This is a genomic window from Curtobacterium sp. MCSS17_006, assembly GCF_003234215.1.
GTDB lineage: Bacteria > Actinomycetota > Actinomycetes > Actinomycetales > Microbacteriaceae > Curtobacterium > Curtobacterium flaccumfaciens.
On the sequence record NZ_QKSO01000005.1, the window covers coordinates 26114 to 44737 of the forward strand.

An 18624-nucleotide genomic window follows, 5' to 3' on the forward strand; every position below is an offset into this window, starting at 1 on the left:
GATCCATCGTAGGCCGCTGTCACCCTGCGACGACCAGCCGTCTGGACGGCGCTGCCCGAGTGGCTACTCGCCGTCGGTGTACTTGGTGGGGATGGCGATCTCTTCGCCGGCCTGCAGCGCGGAGCCGTCGAGCGCGTTGAGGCTCACGACGTCCTGCACGAAGTCACGCGGGTCCGAGTTCGGCGCGGTCTGCTCGGCGAGCTGCCAGAGCGTCTCGCCGGGCTGGATCGTCACGGTCTCGAACTGGGTGCGGGCGCCGCCGGCGGTGGCGTCTCCGGCGGAGGCCTGCCCGCCGTTCAGCACGCCGAGGGCGACGACGATCAGGAGCGGGAGCGCGGCGAGCGTCGTGAAGACGATGCGGCCGCGACGCGTCAGACGCAGGCGGGTACGCACGGCGGGCGCCGCGGTGCGCTGGATGTCAGCGATGGCGATGGTGCTCATGTCGTTCTTGCCTTCCCGTTCGGTGGAACCGAAGTCGTGTACCGAACATAGTTTCGAATCAGACGACGCACAAGTCCTGGGAGTGGATTTCTGCGGGGTTTTCTTGCGACACGCTCGAACAGGTGTTTGTCCGGCCCTGGCTGGTCGGATACTGTTTCGATCGACTGGGACAAGCCTGACGGGGACCACCGACATTCCCGCCGCGGCCGGACCGGCACCGACGAAAGCGAGACGACGTGGTGGACGAACTGCGGGGCCAGAAGCCGCTGACGCCGAAGCAGCAGGCGATCTTCGACGCGATCCGTGCGTCGATCGCCTCACGGGGCTACCCGCCGAGCATGCGCGAGATCGGCGACGCCGCCGGGCTCTCCTCGCTCTCCAGCGTCTCCCACCAGCTCGGCCAGCTCGAGCTCGGTGGCTGGATCCGCCGCGACCCGAACCGCCCGCGCGCGCTCGAGGTCCTGGTCGACGAGCCGTCGTCCGACGTCGGCGGACCGGACATCGACGCCACCACGCTCGTGCCGCTCGTCGGACGGATCGCCGCCGGTGTCCCGATCACCGCCGAGCAGCACGTCGACGAGATCATCCCGCTCCCCCGACAGCTCGTCGGCACCGGCGAGCTCTTCATGCTCAAGGTCGTCGGTGAGTCGATGATCGACGCCGCGATCTGCGACGGCGACTGGGTCGTCGTCCGGTCGCAGCAGACCGCCGAGAACGGTGACATCGTCGCGGCCATGCTCGACGAAGAGGCGACGGTCAAGGTCTTCCGCCAGCGCGACGGTCACACGTGGCTGCTGCCGCGCAACTCCGCCTTCGAGCCGATCCTCGGCGACGCGGCCTCGGTGCTCGGCAAGGTCGTCGCGGTGCTCCGCTCCCTCTGACCTCTGCTCGCGACTCGCGCTGCACCGACGCGAGACGCCGTCGTCACCGAACGACGCCCCCTGCACGACGAAACGCCGCCGGATCCGGCGGCGTTTCGTGTGTTCCGGGGCGTCTCGGCGACGTGACGGCGTCCGGCGGACCCGTCACGGGCCTCCAGGCCGCGCGGCAGCGCTCCCCAGCGCCAGCGCCTGTCGGAGGTGACCGTCAGACGGTGGGGACCGGCGTGACCACGTAGGGCTCGAGCTCGGAGACCTGCCGCTGGAAGACGCGCACCCGCAGGCGCGTGCCGTCCTCGACGTAGTCGACGGACTCGACCGAGCCGGTGTCGTGCAGCGACGACACCAGGTCGCCGCGGTCGTACGGCACGACGATCGTCAGGTCGACGTCGGGCTCGGGCAGGCGGTCCTCGATGACGCCGAGGAGCTCCGGGATGCCCTCGCCGGTGCGCGCCGACACGAACACCGCGTCCGGCACGAGTCCGATGAGCACGAGGCGCTGCGCGTCGTCGATCAGGTCGGCCTTGTTGAAGACGACGATCTCCGGGATGTCACCCGCACCGACGTCGCCGATGACCTCGCGCACGGTGGACAGCTGCGCACCGGGATCGGGGTGCGAGCCGTCGACCACGTGCACGATGACGTCGGCGTCGCCGACCTCTTCGAGGGTGGAGCGGAAGGCCTCGACGAGCTGGTGCGGCAGGTTGCGGACGAAGCCGACCGTGTCGACGAACGTGAACTCCCGGCCCTTGGCGCTCTCGGTCCGACGGACGGTGGCGTCCAGCGTCGCGAACAGCTGGTTCTGCACCAGCACGCCCGCGCTCGTCAGCCGGTTGAGCAGCGACGACTTGCCGGCGTTGGTGTAGCCCGCGATCGCGACGCTCGGCACCTCGTTGCGGTTGCGCTCGGCACGCTTGGCCTCACGGGCCGGGGTGAACCCGGCGATCTGCCGGCGGAGCTTCGCCATCCGCGTGTGGATCTTGCGGCGGTCGAGCTCCATCTTCGTCTCACCGGGGCCACGAGAGCCCATACCAGCGCCTCCGGAGACCTGGCCACCGGCCTGCCGGGACATCGAGTCACCCCAACCGCGCAGTCGCGGCAGCAGGTACTGCAGCTGGGCGAGTTCGACCTGCGCCTTCCCCTCGCGGGTCTTCGCGTGCTGGCTGAAGATGTCGAGGATCACGGCCGTGCGGTCGATGACCTTCACCTTCACGACGTCCTCGAGGGCACGACGCTGCGAGGGTGCCAGTTCGGTGTCGGCGATGACCGTGTCGGCGCCGGTGGCCTTGACGACCATCGCGAGCTCCTGGGCTTTGCCCTTGCCCAGGTAAGTGGCCGGGTCCGGGTTCGGCCGGCGCTGGAGGAGCCCGTCGAGCACCACGGCGCCCGCGGTCTCGGCGAGTGCCGCGAGCTCGCGGAGGGAGTTCTCGGCGTCCTGCGCGTCGCCCTGGGGGTACACGCCGATCAGGACGACCTGCTCGAGCCGCAGCTGGCGGTACTCGACCTCGGTGACGTCCTCGAGTTCGGTGGAGAGGCCGGCGACACGGCGCAGAGCCGCACGGTCCTCACGGTCGTACTGGTCGCCGTCGCCGGTCCAACTGCGGTCGTCGACCGACTGCGTCTGGATGGCCTGGGCGGGTGCGAAGATGGACGATGCTGCGCGGTGGTCTGCGTTGCGCAACACCCTCTCGACGACACCGTCTGCGCTGTCGTCGTTGGTCTGGTGGTTCTGCTGATGGGTATCCGTCATCCTGTGCACAGGCTACCTCTGGAGGCCCTCCGACACACTCGGTTGCCGGTACGGTTCATCCATGGCGAACGACCACTACTTCTCGGCCAGCCCCGAGAGCGAACTCCGGCCGCGCCAGGTGCACGTCACGCTCGCCGGTCAGCCCCTCACCCTGTCGACCGCGGCGGGGGTCTTCAGCCCCGACGGCGTCGACCGCGGCACGAAGGTCCTGCTCGGTTCAGTGCCGGCACCCGCTGCCGACGGTGCCCTGCTCGACATCGGCTGCGGCTGGGGCCCGATCGCGATCACCATGGCCCTGCAGTCCCCCGACGCCCAGGTGTGGGGCGTCGACGTCAACGAGCGGGTGCTCGGGCTCGCGCGCGCCAACGCTGCTGCTGCGGGGGCATCGAACGTCACGGTCGCGCTGCCCGACGACGTGCCGGCCGACCTGCGCTTCCGCACGATCTGGTCGAACCCGCCGATCCGTGTCGGCAAGGACGAGCTGCACCAGATCCTGCTGACGTGGCTGCCCCGGCTCGAGGTCGGGGGCGACGCCTGGCTCGTCGTGTCGAAGGACCTCGGGGGTGACTCGTTGCAGAAGTGGCTCGTCGGCGCGCTCGGCTCGGGGTTCGCGGTCACGCGGGAGTCGACGGCGAAGGGGTTCCGCGTCATCCGGGTGCGCCGCAGCGCGTAGCGCGCGAGCGCGAGCGCGAGCGCGGGCGCGGGCGCGGGCGCTCACATCGTGAGCACAAATGGTCGGGTCGCCGCTGGGCACCCGACCATTTCTGCTCACGAAGCGGCAACGAGGCTCCGCGTCAGACCGTCAGGTCGCCGGAGAACACGAGCTCGGCGGGACCGGACAGCGAGACGTGCTCGCCGTCCTCGGTCGCCGTCATCCGCACCGTCAGCAGGCCGCCCGGCACCCGCACGCGCCAGGTGTCCGGCGCCCCCGCACCGACCCAGTAGCGCGTCGCGAGGGCTGCAGCGACGGCCCCGGTGCCGCACGAGAGCGTCTCACCGCTCCCCCGCTCGTGCACCCGCATCGTGATCTCGCCGACGCCGTCCTTGATGAGGGGGTCGCCGGGCAGCACGAACTCGACGTTCGCCCCGTGCTCCGGTGCCGGGTCGAGCACCGGCAGGAACGTCAGGTCGAGGTCGGCCAGTTCGTCCTCGGTCTCGACGGCGACGACCACGTGCGGGTTGCCCACGTCGATGCCGATGCCGGGCCGCGCCCCGTCGAGGTTCTTCGCCCGGACGAGCACGTCGTCGGAGCCACCGCCCTCGATGCCCAGGCCCCAGCGACCGAGGTCGGCGGCGAACCCGTTCGTGGTGCGCTGGATGTCGACCAGCCCCTTGCGGCTGCCGACGGTGAGCGTCTCGCCGGGTGCGAGCTCGACCAGGCCGGACTCGGTCAGGTACCGGGCGAACACGCGGATGCCGTTGCCGCACATCTCCGCGACCGTGCCGTCGGCGTTGTGGTAGTCCATGAACCAGGTCGCCTCGGGCTCGACGGCCACGAGCGCCCGCCCCTCGGGGATCGCCTCGGACCGCACGGCGCGGATCACGCCGTCGCCGCCCACGCCGAAGCGCCGGTCCGCGATGGCGCGGATCCGCTCGGGGGTCAGGTCGACGGTGGCATCGGGGTCGGCGAACAGGACGAAGTCGTTGCCGGTCCCCTGGCCCTTGGTGAAGTGCAGCTCGGTCACGGCACGATCCTACGGGCCAGTTCCGTCAGGTCGCCGCGGTCCGCCCCCGTGACGTCGAGCGTCTCGGCCTCGGCGTACCGGCGGAACCACGACACCTGCCGCCGGGCGTACTTCCGGGTCGCGATGCCGGTCGCCTCGACCGCCTGCTCGCGGGTCGCCGTGCCGGCGAGCACCTCGAGCGCCTGCGAGTACCCGATGGCACCCCGCGCGGTCTTGCCCTGCTCGAGTCCCTGCTCGCGGAGCGCCGCGACCTCGTCGACGAGTCCGGCCTCGAACATCCGCGCGGCCCGCTCGTGCAGCGCCGACACGAGCTGCTCGCGGTCACGCCGCAGGTGCAGGATCCGGGACGGTCGCCAAGCGCTGGGCGCGGCCGGGAGGCTCGGGGTCACGACCTCGGATCGGCTCGCGATCTCGAGTGCACGGATCAACCGCCGTGGGTTGCGCGCGTCGATCGTCGCGGCGGCCGCCGGGTCGAGGGCGCGGAGTCGCTCGAGCAGGATGCCCGGGCCGAGCTCCTCGTGCTCGCGCTCGAGCTGTGCGCGGAGCGCGGGGTCGGTGCCCGGGAACGCCAGGTCGAACAGCACCGCCGAGACGTACAGGCCGCTGCCGCCGACGAGGACGGCCACGCCACCGTCGGCCTGGATCCGCTCGACGTCGGCTCGGGCGGCGACCTGGTACGCGGCGACGCTCGCCTCGTCGGTGACCTCGAGCACGTCGAGCTGGTGGTGCCGGATGCCGTGCCGTTCGGCCGGCGGCAGCTTCGCGGTGCCGATGTCCATGCCCCGGTACAGCTGCATGGCGTCCGCGTTGATGATCTCGGCGTTCCGGCCGGCAGCACGCAGCCGGTCCGCGATCGCGATGCCGAGGTCGGACTTCCCGGTGCCCGTCGCGCCGACGACTGCGATCAGGTCCGCGGCGTCACCGGATGCGGGCATCGCGGCGCTCGTCGGCGCAGCCGCGGGGAGCTCAGCGCCCGACACGGAGCGTGGGCAGCCCGAGCGAGACCGGACGGGGTCCGTCGCCCGCGGCAGCAGCGGGCGTCGGCACGCCGCAGCTCTCGGCCTGCGCGCGGTCCCAGGCGTCGCCGGCCCGGGTGCGTCGGATGCGCAGCGGAGCGTCGTCGTCGGCGAGCAGGAAGTGCGGTGCGGCACGGGTGATGTCGACGGTGACCACGTCGCCCGGGCGCGGGACCTCGGACCCGGCGGGCACGGTGAAGTGCACGAGCCGGGAGTCCTCCGCGCGACCGGAGAGCCGGCGGGTGGCGTCGTCCTTACGCCCTTCGCCCGAGGCGACGAGCACTTCCACGCTCCGGCCGACCTGCAGCGCGTTCTCTTCCGCGGTGATGCGTTCCTGCAGGGCGACGAGTCGTTCGTAGCGCTCCTGCACGATGTGCTTCGGCAGCTGGTCGTCCATCGTCGCGGCCGGGGTGCCCGGACGGATGGAGTACTGGAACGTGAACGCCGAGGCGAACCGTGCCTGCTCGACGACGCGCAGGGTGTCCTCGAAGTCGGCGTCGGTCTCGCCGGGGAACCCGACGATGATGTCGGTGGAGATCGCCGCGTGCGGGATCTTCGCGCGCACGCGGTCGAGGATGCCGAGGAACCGCTCGCTGCGGTAGCTCCGGCGCATGGCCTTGAGCACCCGGTCGGAACCCGACTGCAGCGGCATGTGCAGCTGGGGCATCACGTTCGCGGTCTCGGCCATCGCGTCGATGACGTCGTCGGTGAACGCCGCCGGGTGCGGGCTCGTGAAGCGGACGCGCTCGAGCCCCTCGATGGCACCGGTGGCCCGCAGCAGCTTGCCGAACGCCTGTCGGTCGCCGAACTCGACCCCGTAGGAGTTCACGTTCTGCCCGAGCAGCGTGACCTCGATCGCGCCGTCGTCGACCAGCGCTTGGATCTCGGCCAGGACGTCACCGGGACGGCGGTCCTTCTCCTTGCCACGGAGCGAGGGGACGATGCAGAACGTGCAGGTGTTGTTGCAGCCGACGGAGATGGAGACCCAGCCGCTGTGCGTCGAGTCGCGCTTGGTGGGCAGCGTCGACGGGAAGACGTCGAGCGCCTCGAGGATCTCGATCTGCGCCTCGTCGTTGTGCCGCGCCCGCTCGAGCAGGGTCGGCAGCGACCCCATGTTGTGCGTGCCGAAGACGACGTCGACCCACGGCGCCTTCTCGAGGATGACGTTCTTGTCCTTCTGCGCCAGGCACCCGCCGACGGCGATCTGCATGCCGGCGTGCTCGCGCTTGATGCCCGCGAGCTGCCCGAGGTTGCCGTACAGCCGGTTGTCCGCGTTCTCGCGCACCGCGCAGGTGTTGATGACGACGACGTCGGCCTGCGCACCGTCCGCCGCGGTGTAGCCCGCGGCCTGCAGTGACCCGCTCAACCGCTCGGAGTCGTGGACGTTCATCTGGCACCCGTAGGTGCGGACTTCGTAGGTGCGGGGGCGCGCTTCGACGGTGGCCATGGTCGTCCCAGTGTAGGTCGGAGCGGCTACTCGAACCGGACGGTCCCGCGGCCGGAAGGCGGCCGCTTCCCGCCGCCGTCGAGTGCCCGCGCGACAGCGATCCGGACGACACCGGAGCTGTAGCCCTTGCGCATCAGGAAGCCGGACAGCCGGCGTTCCGCGGTCGCCCGGTCGAGTCCGCGCATCTGGGGCGCCCGCTTGTCGGCGAGCTCCTGCGCGCGGAGGAACTCGTCGTCCTCGTCGTCGGCGGCCTCGTCGAGTGCGGTGTCGATCGCCACCTGGTCGATCCCCCGGCGACGGAGCTCCGTCACGACACCCTGTCGACCGAGGCCCTTGCGGGCGTGCAGTCGATCCACCAGGTCGGTGGCGAGGGCGACGTCGTCGAGGAGCCCGACACGGGTCAACCGCTCGATCTCGTGCTCGACCACGTCGGGGTCGAGGTCCTGCTGCAGCAGCAGGGTCCGCATCTCGGACTCGCTCACGCCCTTGCGCCCGAGTGCACGCAGGCTGAACCGTTCGGCGTCCGCGCGCTGTTCGTCGAGCGGACGGGGTGCGTCGGCCGGGTCGATCTCCTCGCCGCCGGCGATGGAGAACACCGACGCCGTGGTGGCGTCAGCCGTCTCGGAGTCGTAGCCGTCTTGCTCCGCACGGCTCGAGCGCCCGCTGCCGTCACCGATGACGGGCGACACCCATGCTGCCGGCCCGCGGGCACCGTGCAGGGGCACCGGCGAATCGACGTCGAACGATGCGGGGAACTCATCCGCACGACCTTCGTTCGACTCGGGCAGCGCCCAGCCCTCGGTGTCGCGCGGTTCGTCCGGTGACACCGGAGGATCGGGGATCGCCGGCGTCACCGGGGTGACGGGGGCACGGCGACGCGACCTCGCACCGAACAGGTCGGTGACCGGTGCGAGGCCGTCGTCGTCGTGGTCGGTGCTCACGCGCCCTTGCGCTCCGCGAGCTTCGGCGCGATCGACTCGACCGGGGCATCTTCGGCCTTGGCGCCGCCGACGCCGAGCTTGGCAAGGATCTTGCCTTCGATGTCGGCAGCGATCTCGGGGTTCTGGATCAGGAAGGAACGCGAGTTCTCCTTGCCCTGCCCGAGCTGGTCGCCGTCGTAGGTGTACCAGGCACCCGACTTCTTGACGATGCCGTGGTCGACACCGAAGTCGAGCAGCGAGCCTTCGCGCGAGATGCCGACGCCGTACAGGATGTCGAACTCGGCCTGCTTGAAGGGCGGCGCCATCTTGTTCTTGACGACCTTGACGCGCGTGCGGTTGCCCACTGCGTCGGTGCCGCTCTTGAGCGTCTCGATGCGGCGGATGTCGAGGCGGACGGACGCGTAGAACTTCAGCGCCTTACCGCCCGAGGTGGTCTCGGGCGAACCGAAGAACACGCCGATCTTCTCGCGCAGCTGGTTGATGAAGATCATCGTGGTCTGCGTCTGGTTCAGGCCACCGGCGAGCTTTCGCAGGGCCTGGGACATGAGGCGGGCCTGCAGACCGACGTGCGAGTCGCCCATCTCGCCCTCGATCTCGGCACGGGGCACGAGGGCCGCGACGGAGTCGATGACGATGAGGTCGATGGAACCGGAGCGGACCAGCATGTCCGCGATCTCGAGCGCCTGCTCGGCGGTGTCGGGCTGCGACACGAGCAGGGCGTCGATGTCGACACCGAGCTTCTTGGCGTACTCGGGGTCGAGCGCGTGCTCGGCGTCGATGAAGGCCGCGATGCCACCGGCGCGCTGGGCGTTGGCGATGGCGTGGATGGTGAGGGTCGTCTTACCCGACGACTCCGGGCCGTAGATCTCGACGATGCGGCCGCGGGGCAGGCCACCGATGCCGAGCGCGACGTCCAGCGCCACCGACCCGGTCTGGATGACGTTGACGGGGGCGCGTTCGTCCGAACCGAGGCGCATGATCGCACCCTTGCCGAACTGCCTGTCGATCTGTGCGAGTGCGGTCTCGAGGGCCTTCTCGCGGTCTGCCGGTGATGGCATGGGGTGCTCCTTCGTGCTCGTGTTCGGCCGCCTGTAGGCTGTCGCGTCCACGCCGGCCGATGGTGCAAGGCCGATGGTTCTGCGACAAGGCTTCGGGCTGTTCCCGATGTCCATCAACCTATGGCGAGCCACCGACATCACTGCCGACGGTCACGCGATCTGTGGATGGAACATCCGGGCGACGCCGCTGTGGAGGAAGCTACCACCGATCGAACACGCGTTCGAGCAACACGCCGAACACAGTTTCGGGTGCGCCGCCCCGCGGAACCCGCTCAGTCCTGGGGTTCGGCGAGGCCCTTGCCGTGCCGACGGTCCATCGGGACGTCCTGCGAGTCGCACAGTGCGTCCCACACCCGGCGGGCGTCGATGCCGGCGGCGAGGGCGTCCACGGCGGAGCGACCGCCGAGCCCTTCGAGCACGACGTCACGGGTGACCACGGCACCGTAGGCCTCGCCGAACACCTGGTCGACGGCTCGCCAGAACTCACTCACGCGCATCCGACCAGCCTAGGCGCGTGGTCGTGCGCCGGAACGCAGAACGCCCCCGCCGGGAAGGACCGGCGAGGGCGTTCGGTGCGGTGCGCTCAGCGCACCGCGAGGTCGTTGTCGAACTCGGCGACGAGGTCGTCCGGGAGCGTGTCGGGGACGGGGGTCAGCCCCTCGACGATCGCGAGGCGGTCGCCCACTTCGCGCATGATGGTCGAGATGGGCGTGTCCAGAGCATCCGCGACGGACGCGAGGATCTCCGAGCTGGCTTCCTTCTGCCCGCGCTCGACCTCACTGAGGTACCCGAGCGCGACACTGGCCTTGGACGCGACCTGACGGAGGGTCCGGCCCTTCTGCAAGCGGAAGTCCCGGAGCACATCGCCGATTTCCTGACGAACGAGAACCATGAGAACTCCTCCTCTCTGTCGTCTCCGCGCCCGCTCGGTCCGGTGGATCGAGTTCGGGTTCAGCAACAATAGCGTTGCCGGTTGCAGCATGTTAGCCAGGCTGGCTGCCGTACTGCTGGAGATTTCGTGAGATGTAACCCAGTGGAAACGGGACCTATTCCCGGCCCCGCACCTCGGACGACATCCGTGCAAGGAGTTCGGAGACGGTGGCGTGCCGGATTGCTCCCCGGTCACCGTCGAGGTGCAGCTCGAAGGCCTCAGCCCCCGCGGCGGAGGCGATCCCCACGTACACGGTGCCGACGGGCTTGCCGTCCTGCGGGTCCGGGCCGGCGACGCCCGTCGTGCTGATCCCCCACGTCGCGGGTTCCCCGTCGACGGACAGCGCGATCCGGACACCGGCGGCCATCTGCCGGGCGACCTCCGGATGCACGGCGCCCTCGGCCTCGAGCAGCTCCGCCGAGACCCCGAGAACGGAGTGCTTCACGGGCGTCGCGTAGGCCACGACGCCGCCCCGGACGACGGCGCTCGCACCCGGCACGTCGACCAGCGTCGCCACGACGAGTCCGCCGGTCAACGACTCCGCCACGGCGAGGGTCTCGCCCCGTGCCGTCAGCTCGGCGATGAGCCCCGGTGCGACCGGGACGGGAGGCGCGGCCTGCGTCGAGCGGTCGGGCCCGGTCATGCGGTGGTGCGGTTGTGCTTCCATGCCTGCCAGAGGTAGTCGATCCCGCTCAGGATCGTTGCCAGGAACGCGGCCGTCATCAGGATGCCGTTGACCCAGTGTGCCCAGTCGCCGACCAGGTTCCACCACGGGAACAGCGCTGCCGTCAGGGCGACGGCCTGCAGCACGGTCTTGATCTTGCCGCCGCGGCTGGCCGGGATCACCCGGTCGGAGAGCACCGCGAACCGGAAGACCGTGATGCCGATCTCGCGCACCATGATCAGCACCGTGACGTACCAGGGCAGCTCCTGCAGGATCGAGAGGGCGACGAGCGCACCACCGATGAGCACCTTGTCGGCGATCGGGTCCACGAGCTTGCCGAAGTCCGTGACCAGGTTCTGCCGACGGGCGATGATGCCGTCGGCACTGTCCGTGACGATCGCCACGACGAAGACGACCGCGGCCCAGATGCGCAGCGGCCCGTCGTTGCCGGCGTCGGTGAGCAGCAGGACGAAGAACAGCGGCGCCATGAGGATGCGCACCACCGTGATGATGTTCGCGACGTTCGCGGTCGACGCCGGGCCGGGGCCCTTGCGCAGCAGCCGCCCGCGCCACGGGAACCGTGCGCCGTGCGTGGTGTTCGTGCTGTCCGAGGCGGTCATCGCCGTCACTCCCTGCCCGTCAGTCCCCACGCGTCCTCATCGGGCTCGTCGTGGACTTCATCGTACCCGCGGGTCATGTCCCCGACGGGGTCTGCTCCGTAGCGGTCGCCGTCGCCGGACGGCGTCGGGGCCGGCGCTGCCGCGGCGGGCGGCTCCTCGCCGCGGAGCTTCGCGAGCACCGCGGGCAGCTGGTCGGCGGTCACCAGGACGTCGCGGGCCTTCGACCCCTCGGACGGCCCGACGATGTCGCGCGACTCCATCAGGTCCATCAGGCGGCCGGCCTTGGCGAAGCCGACGCGGAGCTTGCGCTGCAGCATCGACGTCGAGCCGAACTGGGTCGACACGACCTGCTCGACGGCCGCGAGCAGCAGTTCGAGGTCGTCACCGATGTCGGCGTCGATCTCCTTGCGCTCGACCACGGCCTGGACGTCCTGGCGGTACTCGGGCTGCGCCTGCCGCGTGACGTGCTGGACGACCTCGGCGACCTCGCCCTCCTGCACCCAGGCGCCCTGCACGCGGAGCGACTTGGACGAGCCCATCGGCAGGAAGAGCGCGTCGCCCTGACCGATGAGCTTGTCGGCGCCGGGCTGGTCGAGGATGACGCGGGAGTCCGTGACGCTCGTCACCGCGAAGGCGATGCGCGACGGCACGTTCGCCTTGATCAGGCCGGTGATCACGTCGACCGAGGGGCGCTGCGTCGCGAGCACCAGGTGGATGCCGGCGGCACGGGCGAGCTGGGTGATGCGGACGATCGACTCCTCGACGTCACGCGGCGCCACGAGCATGAGGTCGGCGAGCTCGTCGACGACGACGAGCAGGTACGGGTACGGCTTGAGCTTCCGCTCGCTGCCCGCCGGCAGGACGATCTCGTTGTTCTCGATCGCCTTGTTGAAGTCGTCGACGTGGCGGAACCCGAACGACGCCAGGTCGTCGTACCGCATGTCCATCTCCTTCACGACCCACTGCAGCGCTTCGGCCGCCTTCTTCGGGTTCGTGATGATGGGCGTGATGAGGTGCGGGACACCCGCGTAGATCGACAGTTCGACGCGCTTCGGGTCGACCAGGACCATGCGGACCTCGGACGGCTTCGCGCGCATCAGCAGCGACGTGATCATCGAGTTGATGAACACCGACTTGCCGGAACCGGTGGAGCCTGCGACGAGCAGGTGCGGCATCTTCGCCAGGTTCGCGACGACGAAGCCGCCCTCGACGTCCTTGCCGACGCCGATCGTCATCGGGTGCTTCGACTTGCGGGCGGCGTTCGAGCGCAGCACGTCACCGAGCGAGACGATCTCGCGGTCGGTGTTCGGGATCTCGACGCCGATGGCGCTCTTGCCCGGGATCGGCGACAGGATGCGGACCTCGTTCGAGGCGACCGCGTACGACAGGTTCTTCGACAGGGCCGTGACCCGCTCGACCTTGACGCCGGGGCCGAGCTCGATCTCGTACCGGGTCACCGTCGGCCCGCGGGAGAACCCGGTGACCTTCGCGTCGACCTTGAACTCGGTGAGCACCCCGGTGATGGCGGCGACGATGTCGTCGTTCGCCTGGCTCCGCGCGACCGAGGGTGTCCCGGAGCTCAGCGTCGTGGCGGCGGGCAGTCGGTAGGGCTTCGACGGATCGTCGTCGGAACCGGCGGCGGCTGCGCTGAGCTCGGCGGCGGCGTCGATGTCCTCTGCCTCGTCGACGATCTCGGGCTCGGCCAGTACCTCGGGCACCGCGGGACGGATGTCGGCGGTCGGCTCCGGCCGCGCGGGGACGTCGGTGCCGAACGCGCGGAGCGCCTGCTCGGCGTCCTGCAGGTCCTGCTCGACGGAGTCGTTGAGGTTGGCCGACGCGGGCTCGGCCGGCGTGAGGTCGACGAGCCCGGCGGCGGCGCCGGCGTTCGGACTCGCGGCGGGCGCAGCGGGCGCGACGGGGGCAGCTGGTGCGACGGCAGCGGCAGCCGGGGCAACGCCGGTGGCCGGGGGCAGCACGGGGCTGTCGTACGCCGGGTCCTCTTCGCGCCCGGACTTGTTCCGGCGCCACCACGGCACGTTGTCGCCACCGGCTTCGGCGTCGGCAGCGGCCTGCTCGTCACCGAACCCGAGGTCGTCGAACAGCTGGAAGTCGGTGTCGCCCTTCTTGCCGCGCTTCGACGTGCGGGCGCGGGCGGCGGGCTCCGCCACGGCGGCGGCGGCGGCTTCGGGCTCGGCTGCGGGGGCCGGTGCGCCGAACAGGTAGGCGTAGAGCTCGTGCAGCCGGCGTCCGAGCTTGTTCGGCGGCGTCTTGGTGATGATGAAGAGCGAGAGCACCAGCAGCACGATCGCCACGGGGACGGCCACCCAGGCGGTCGCGATCGTGACGAGCCAGCCGATGACCACCCAGCCCAGCACCCCACCGGCGGCGGCCAGCGCGGGCATGCCGTCGGCCGCGCTCGGACGGCCGCCGAAGACGTGGCAGAGCGAGGCGATCGACACGATCAGGATGCCCAGGCCGATGCCGATCCGGGTGTTGTCGTGCACCGAGGCCGGGTGCCGGAACAACCACCCGGCGAACACGATCATGATGACGGGCAGGGCGAACGCCAGGCGGCCGAACAGCCCGCCGAACGTGTACGCGTCGAGGGCGACGGAGACGCTGTTGGTCGGGTTGAGCCACTCGACGACCCCGCCGGCGATGGCCAGCAGGAACAGCAGGAACGGGAACCCGTCGCGCCGCTGGTCCTTCTCGAGGGTCTCCTTGCCGAGCAGCCGGAACATCGCGCCGACGCCGTGCGCCATCGCGAGCCAGAAGGTCACGAGCGGGTTCTGCTCGCGGAACACCGGTGTGGGTGCGGCCTGCGGCAGCTTCTTCGTCGTGGCCTGGGTGCGCGACGAACCGCGCGTCCCGTTGCCACGGGACGACGTGGACGCGCGCGAGCGCGTGGTCGACTTGGTGCCTCCGGCCATGGGCAGAACCCTAACGCCCGCTCAGGACAAACGCAGGAAGGCCCGCCGCAGCGTCCGTGACGGACGCTGGACGGGCCTCCAGGGCGGGGACGGGCCCTACGCCTCGATGACCACCGGGACGATCATCGGACGACGACGGTGCTTCGTGTTCACCCAGCGACCGACCGTGCGACGGACGACCTGCGCGAAGGCGTGCGAGTCGCGCGTGCCGTTGGCCGCGGCCTCGGAGATCGCCTTGGCGATCTGCGGGCGGACGTCGTCGAACACGGAGTCGTCCTCGGCGAACCCACGCGACTGGATCTCCGGGCCGATCACGCACTGCCCGGTGGTGAAGTCCACCGCGCAGAAGATCGAGATGAAGCCCTCTTCCGCCAGGACTCGGCGGTCCTTCAGGTCGGCGTCGGTGATCTCGCCGACGGTGGAGCCGTCGACGTAGACGTAGCCGATGTCGAGCTGACCGGCGACCGTCGCGACGCCGTCCTTCAGGTCGACGACGATGCCGTCCTGCCCGAGGATCACGTTGCGCGGCGGGACACCCGTCTGGATCGCCAGGTCGGCGTTCGCGTACAGGTGGCGGTGCTCGCCGTGGACGGGGAGCACGTTCCGCGGCCGCAGGATGTTGTAGCAGTAGAGCAGCTCGCCGGCGGAGGCGTGTCCGGAGACGTGCACCTTCGCGTTGCCCTTGTGCACGACCTTCGCACCGAGCTTGGTCAGCCCGTCGATGACGCGGTACACGGCGTTCTCGTTGCCCGGGATGAGCGACGACGCGAGGATGACGGTGTCGCCCTCGCCGATCTCGATCTGGTGCTCGAGGTTCGCCATGCGGGCCAGGACGGCCATCGGCTCACCCTGCGACCCGGTCGACATGTAGACGATCTGGTCGTCAGGGACGTTCTTCGCCTTCTTCGTGTCGATGAGCACGTTCTCCGGCACCCGCAGGTACCCGAGGTCGGCGGCGATCGTCATGTTGCGGATCATCGAGCGCCCCATGAACGCGACCTTGCGGTTCGCGGCTGCGGCGGCATCGAGGACCTGCTGCACGCGGTGCACGTGCGACGAGAAGCTCGCCACGACGACCTTCTTGCGGGCGCGCATGATGATGTTCTCGAGCACCGGGCCGATGTCGCGCTCCGGAGCGGTGAAGCCCGGCACGTCGGCGTTCGTGGAGTCCGGCAGGAACAGGTCCACGCCGGCCTCGCCCAGACGGGCGAACGCACGGAGGTCGGTGATGCGGTCGTCCAGCGGGAGCTGGTCCATCTTGAAGTCACCCGTGTGCAGCACACGACCGGCGGGGGTCGTGATCGCGACGGCGAGGGCGTCCGGGATGGAGTGGTTCACGGCGACGAACTCGAGGTGGAACGGGCCGATCTGCTCGGTCTGGTCCTCGGCCACGACGAGCGTGTACGGCTTGATCCGGTGTTCCTTGAGCTTCGCCTCGACGAGCGCCAGGGTCAGCGTGGAGCCGATCAGCGGGATGTCGTCGCGGAGCTTGAGCAGGTACGGGACGGCGCCGATGTGGTCTTCGTGGCCGTGCGTGAGCACGACACCGAGGACGTCGTCGAGGCGGTCACGGATCGGCGAGAAGTCCGGCAGGATCAGGTCGACACCGGGCTGGTGCTCCTCGGGGAACAGCACGCCGGCGTCGACGATGAGCAGCTTGCCCTCGTACTCGTAGACGGTCATGTTGCGACCGATCTCGCCGAGGCCCCCGATGGGGACGACGCGGAGGGTGCCGGCTTCGAGCGGCTGCGGTTCGGAGATCTGTGTGGGCATTCGGTCCTACGGATTCGGGCGACGCGCGTGCTGCGCGCCGCGGTGTTCGCTAGCGGGTGGTGCCTGGCACCTTCGGTAGTGCACCGCCGGCCGCCGCGTTGCGGTCGGGGCGGAAGTTCGAGAAGTCGGCGCCGGGCACGTCGCGCACGGCTTCGAGGGAGGTCTCGATGGCGTACGCCTCGGAGTCCTCGGGGCCGACGAGCGGCAGTCGGACGCGCGGGCTGCCGATGCGGCCGAGCCCGTGCAGGATGTACTTCGCGGCCACGGTACCGGGAACGTGCGTCATCACGGCGCGGACGAGCGGCTCGAGTCGCTTGTGCTCGGCCGTCGCGGTGGCCAGGTCGCCCCGGTTCACGGCGTCGACGATGGTGCGGTACGGCGCGCTCGTGATGTTCGCGGTCACGCCGATCAGGCCGGTGGCGCCGATCGACAGGTGCGGGAGCACGTTCGTGTCGTCGCCGGAGAAGTACATGAGGTCGGTGTTGTTCAGCACCCGCGAGACCTCGGCGAAGTCACCCTTGGCGTCCTTCACGGCGAGGATGTTCGGGTGCTTGGACGCACGCAGGATCGTGTCGTACGTGATCGGGATGCCGGTGCGGCCCGGGATGTCGTACAGGATCACCGGCAGGTCGGTGGCGTCCGCGATCATCCGGAAGTGGGTGAGGACACCCGACTGCGTCGGCTTGTTGTAGTACGGCGTGACGATCATCACGCCGTCCGCGCCGGCCTTCTCGCTCTGCTTGTACAGGTGGATCGCGTGCGCGGTCTCGTTCGAGCCACCGCCCGTGATGATCTTCGCCCGGCCGGCGGCGACGGACTTGCCGACCTCGACCAAACGGAGCTTCTCCGGGTCGGTCAGCGTCGACGTCTCGCCGGTCGTGCCGGTGACGACGATGCCGTCGGCGCCGGCGGTGATGCAGTCGTCGATGTGCTGCTCGACGCCGGGCCAGTCGACCTCGCCGTCGGCCGTGAACGGGGTCACGAGGGCGACGAGGACCTGACCGAAGGGATTCTCACGCGGGGACACGGGCACCAGCGTACCGGGGATGCGCGCGGTGACCGCCGTCCGTGTGGACGGTCGACTGCCTGCGGCGCGGCCGGGAGGCCCGGATCACGTCCGTCCCGCCGGTCACGCCCGGCCCGTGCGGGCGCTCAGGCGCGGCGCTGCCACTCCAGGAACCGGTAGCGGGTGCCGTCGTTCCGGGACTCCTGCCAGGGGCCCTCGTCGGTGAGCGTCCAGCCGGCCGCCTCGTCGAGCGTGGGTGCGACGGTGTCGCCGGGCACGTCGACGTCGATCAGCGTCTCGGAGACGTGGTCGGCCGCGTCGAGTGCGGCGGCGTAGACCTGACCGCCGCCGATCACCCACACGGTCTCGTCGGCGCTGTCGGCACGCTCGAGCGCGGCCTGCAGGTCGTGCACGACCTCGGCGCCGTCGGCCGTCCACGTCGTGTCCCGGGTGAGCACGACGTTGCGCCGACCGGGCAGCGGCCGGAAGCGCTCGGGCAGGGACTCCCAGGTGCGCCGGCCCATCAGCACGGTCGCGTCGCCGGTGACCTGCTTGAAGTGCGCCAGGTCCTCGGGCACGTGCCAGGGCATGCCGCCGTCCGCACCGATGACGCCGGTGGTCGAGCGGGCCCAGACCATGCCGATCATCAGACGGCGACCGCGGCCTTGATCGCCGGGTGGTGCTCGTAACCGACGACGGTGAAGTCCTCGTACTCGTAGTCGTCGATCGAGTCGCGCGGAGCGAGTTCGAGCGTCGGCATCGGGTACGCCGTGCGGGACAGCTGCTCCTCGACCTGTTCGACGTGGTTGTCGTAGATGTGGCAGTCGCCGCCGGTCCAGACGAAGTCGCCGACCTCGAGCCCGGTCTGCGCCGCGATCATGTGGGTCAGCAGCGCGTACGAGGCGATGTTGAACGGGACGCCGAGGAACATGTCGGCGCTCCGCTGGTAGAGCTGGCACGAGAGCTTGCCGTCGTTCACGTAGAACTGGAAGAAGGCGTGGCACGGGGCGAGCGCCATGTCCGGCACGTCGGCGACGTTCCAGGCCGAGACGATGAGGCGGCGGCTGTCCGGGTTGGTCTTGATCTGGTCGATGACCTGGGCGATCTGGTCGACGTGCTCACCCGAGGGGGTCGGCCACGAGCGCCACTGCACGCCGTACACCGGGCCGAGGTCGCCGTCGGCGTCCGCCCACTCGTTCCAGATCCGGACACCGTGCTCCTGCAGCCAGGTGGCGTTGCCCTCGCCGCGCAGGAACCAGAGGAGCTCGTACGCGACCGACTTGAAGTGCACGCGCTTGGTGCTGACGAGGGGGAAGCCCTTCGACAGGTCGTAGCGGAGCTGTGCGCCGAACAGGCTGCGGGTGCCGGTGCCGGTGCGGTCACCCTTCGGCGAGCCCTCGGTCAGGACCCGGCGGAGCAGGTCTTCGTAGGGCGTCGGGACGGAGGCGTCGGGCTGTACGGTCTCGCTGTCGGTCACACACAGA

18 protein-coding genes are annotated in these 18624 nt (G+C 70.3%); 2 read left to right on the forward strand and 16 right to left on the reverse strand.

Annotated elements, in window-relative coordinates; genetic code table 11:
* Positions 1-63: 63 nt before the first annotated feature.
* Positions 64-441, reverse strand: a complete 378-nt coding sequence (locus DEJ21_RS06480; protein ID WP_027464774.1) for a LysM peptidoglycan-binding domain-containing protein — start codon at positions 439-441, stop codon at positions 64-66.
* Between the two features lie 236 nt (positions 442-677).
* On the opposite strand from DEJ21_RS06480, the gene lexA reads away from it, so the two are divergent.
* Positions 678-1322 (forward strand): transcriptional repressor LexA, encoded by a 645-nt coding sequence (gene lexA, locus DEJ21_RS06485; protein ID WP_027464773.1) that lies wholly within the window; start codon positions 678-680, stop codon positions 1320-1322.
* A 205-nt stretch (positions 1323-1527) separates the two neighbouring features.
* On the opposite strand, the gene hflX is transcribed toward lexA, so the two are convergent.
* Entirely contained in the window at positions 1528-3069 is a 1542-nt protein-coding gene (gene hflX, locus DEJ21_RS06490) for a GTPase HflX (RefSeq protein ID WP_111030468.1), read from the reverse strand.
* A gap of 61 nt (positions 3070-3130) precedes the next feature.
* On the opposite strand from hflX, the gene DEJ21_RS06495 reads away from it, so the two are divergent.
* Positions 3131-3742, forward strand: a complete 612-nt coding sequence (locus DEJ21_RS06495) for a class I SAM-dependent methyltransferase (protein ID WP_111224090.1) — start codon at positions 3131-3133, stop codon at positions 3740-3742.
* Positions 3743-3863: 121 nt separating this feature from the next.
* On the opposite strand, the gene dapF is transcribed toward DEJ21_RS06495, so the two are convergent.
* The 14 genes from dapF to DEJ21_RS06565 form a co-directional block, all read right to left on the reverse strand.
* Positions 3864-4754 (reverse strand): diaminopimelate epimerase, encoded by an 891-nt coding sequence (dapF, locus tag DEJ21_RS06500; protein ID WP_027464770.1) that lies wholly within the window; start codon positions 4752-4754, stop codon positions 3864-3866.
* The gene (gene miaA / locus DEJ21_RS06505) at positions 4751-5689 is read right to left on the reverse strand and encodes a tRNA (adenosine(37)-N6)-dimethylallyltransferase MiaA (protein ID WP_111224164.1); all 939 of its coding nucleotides are present in this window, start codon (positions 5687-5689) and stop codon (positions 4751-4753) included. Before miaA ends, dapF begins: the two co-directional genes overlap by 4 nt.
* A gap of 31 nt (positions 5690-5720) precedes the next feature.
* On the reverse strand, positions 5721-7217 hold the full coding sequence (gene miaB, locus DEJ21_RS06510) for a tRNA (N6-isopentenyl adenosine(37)-C2)-methylthiotransferase MiaB (protein ID WP_111224091.1): 1497 nt from the start codon (positions 7215-7217) through the stop codon (positions 5721-5723).
* A gap of 26 nt (positions 7218-7243) precedes the next feature.
* Entirely contained in the window at positions 7244-8158 is a 915-nt protein-coding gene (locus DEJ21_RS06515) for a regulatory protein RecX (protein WP_111224092.1), read from the reverse strand.
* Positions 8155-9216 carry a recombinase RecA gene (gene recA, locus DEJ21_RS06520; protein ID WP_027464767.1) on the reverse strand — a complete coding sequence of 354 codons (1062 nt, stop codon included), beginning with the start codon at positions 9214-9216 and terminating at the stop codon, positions 8155-8157. Before recA ends, DEJ21_RS06515 begins: the two co-directional genes overlap by 4 nt.
* A gap of 272 nt (positions 9217-9488) precedes the next feature.
* On the reverse strand, positions 9489-9713 hold the full coding sequence (locus DEJ21_RS06525) for a DUF3046 domain-containing protein (RefSeq protein ID WP_111224093.1): 225 nt from the start codon (positions 9711-9713) through the stop codon (positions 9489-9491).
* An 86-nt stretch (positions 9714-9799) separates the two neighbouring features.
* A complete protein-coding gene (locus DEJ21_RS06530; RefSeq protein WP_027464765.1) occupies positions 9800-10108 on the reverse strand; it encodes a helix-turn-helix domain-containing protein in 309 nt (102 codons plus the stop codon).
* 154 nt (positions 10109-10262) lie between these two features.
* Positions 10263-10790 carry a CinA family protein gene (locus DEJ21_RS06535; RefSeq protein ID WP_110864739.1) on the reverse strand — a complete coding sequence of 176 codons (528 nt, stop codon included), beginning with the start codon at positions 10788-10790 and terminating at the stop codon, positions 10263-10265.
* Entirely contained in the window at positions 10787-11431 is a 645-nt protein-coding gene (gene pgsA, locus DEJ21_RS06540) for a CDP-diacylglycerol--glycerol-3-phosphate 3-phosphatidyltransferase (RefSeq protein WP_071405653.1), read from the reverse strand. Before pgsA ends, DEJ21_RS06535 begins: the two co-directional genes overlap by 4 nt.
* A gap of 5 nt (positions 11432-11436) precedes the next feature.
* On the reverse strand, positions 11437-14361 hold the full coding sequence (locus DEJ21_RS06545) for a DNA translocase FtsK (RefSeq protein ID WP_111224094.1): 2925 nt from the start codon (positions 14359-14361) through the stop codon (positions 11437-11439).
* A 96-nt stretch (positions 14362-14457) separates the two neighbouring features.
* A complete protein-coding gene (locus DEJ21_RS06550; RefSeq protein ID WP_027464761.1) occupies positions 14458-16134 on the reverse strand; it encodes a ribonuclease J in 1677 nt (558 codons plus the stop codon).
* Between the two features lie 49 nt (positions 16135-16183).
* Positions 16184-17161, reverse strand: coding sequence for a 4-hydroxy-tetrahydrodipicolinate synthase (gene dapA / locus DEJ21_RS06555; protein ID WP_017885921.1), 978 nt, complete (start codon positions 17159-17161; stop codon positions 16184-16186).
* A gap of 125 nt (positions 17162-17286) precedes the next feature.
* Entirely contained in the window at positions 17287-17787 is a 501-nt protein-coding gene (locus DEJ21_RS06560) for a dihydrofolate reductase (RefSeq protein WP_111224095.1), read from the reverse strand.
* Positions 17787-18617, reverse strand: a complete 831-nt coding sequence (locus tag DEJ21_RS06565) for a thymidylate synthase (RefSeq protein ID WP_111038872.1) — start codon at positions 18615-18617, stop codon at positions 17787-17789. The genes DEJ21_RS06560 and DEJ21_RS06565 overlap by 1 nt, the downstream gene beginning before the upstream one ends.
* Positions 18618-18624: the final 7 nt, after the last annotated feature.

Coding starts and splice junctions, on each gene's coding strand:
- DEJ21_RS06480 (WP_027464774.1), bottom strand. CDS start 441: ATGAGCACCATCGCCATCGCTGACATCCAGCGCACCGCGGCGCCCGCC.
- hflX (WP_111030468.1), bottom strand. CDS start 3,069: ATGACGGATACCCATCAGCAGAACCACCAGACCAACGACGACAGCGCA.
- DEJ21_RS06495 (WP_111224090.1), top strand. CDS start 3,131: ATGGCGAACGACCACTACTTCTCGGCCAGCCCCGAGAGCGAACTCCGG.
- miaA (WP_111224164.1), bottom strand. CDS start 5,689: ATGCCCGCATCCGGTGACGCCGCGGACCTGATCGCAGTCGTCGGCGCG.
- miaB (WP_111224091.1), bottom strand. CDS start 7,217: ATGGCCACCGTCGAAGCGCGCCCCCGCACCTACGAAGTCCGCACCTAC.
- recA (WP_027464767.1), bottom strand. CDS start 9,216: ATGCCATCACCGGCAGACCGCGAGAAGGCCCTCGAGACCGCACTCGCA.
- DEJ21_RS06525 (WP_111224093.1), bottom strand. CDS start 9,713: ATGCGCGTGAGTGAGTTCTGGCGAGCCGTCGACCAGGTGTTCGGCGAG.
- DEJ21_RS06530 (WP_027464765.1), bottom strand. CDS start 10,108: ATGGTTCTCGTTCGTCAGGAAATCGGCGATGTGCTCCGGGACTTCCGC.
- DEJ21_RS06535 (WP_110864739.1), bottom strand. CDS start 10,790: ATGACCGGGCCCGACCGCTCGACGCAGGCCGCGCCTCCCGTCCCGGTC.
- pgsA (WP_071405653.1), bottom strand. CDS start 11,431: ATGACCGCCTCGGACAGCACGAACACCACGCACGGCGCACGGTTCCCG.
- DEJ21_RS06545 (WP_111224094.1), bottom strand. CDS start 14,361: ATGGCCGGAGGCACCAAGTCGACCACGCGCTCGCGCGCGTCCACGTCG.
- DEJ21_RS06550 (WP_027464761.1), bottom strand. CDS start 16,134: ATGCCCACACAGATCTCCGAACCGCAGCCGCTCGAAGCCGGCACCCTC.
- DEJ21_RS06560 (WP_111224095.1), bottom strand. CDS start 17,787: ATGATCGGCATGGTCTGGGCCCGCTCGACCACCGGCGTCATCGGTGCG.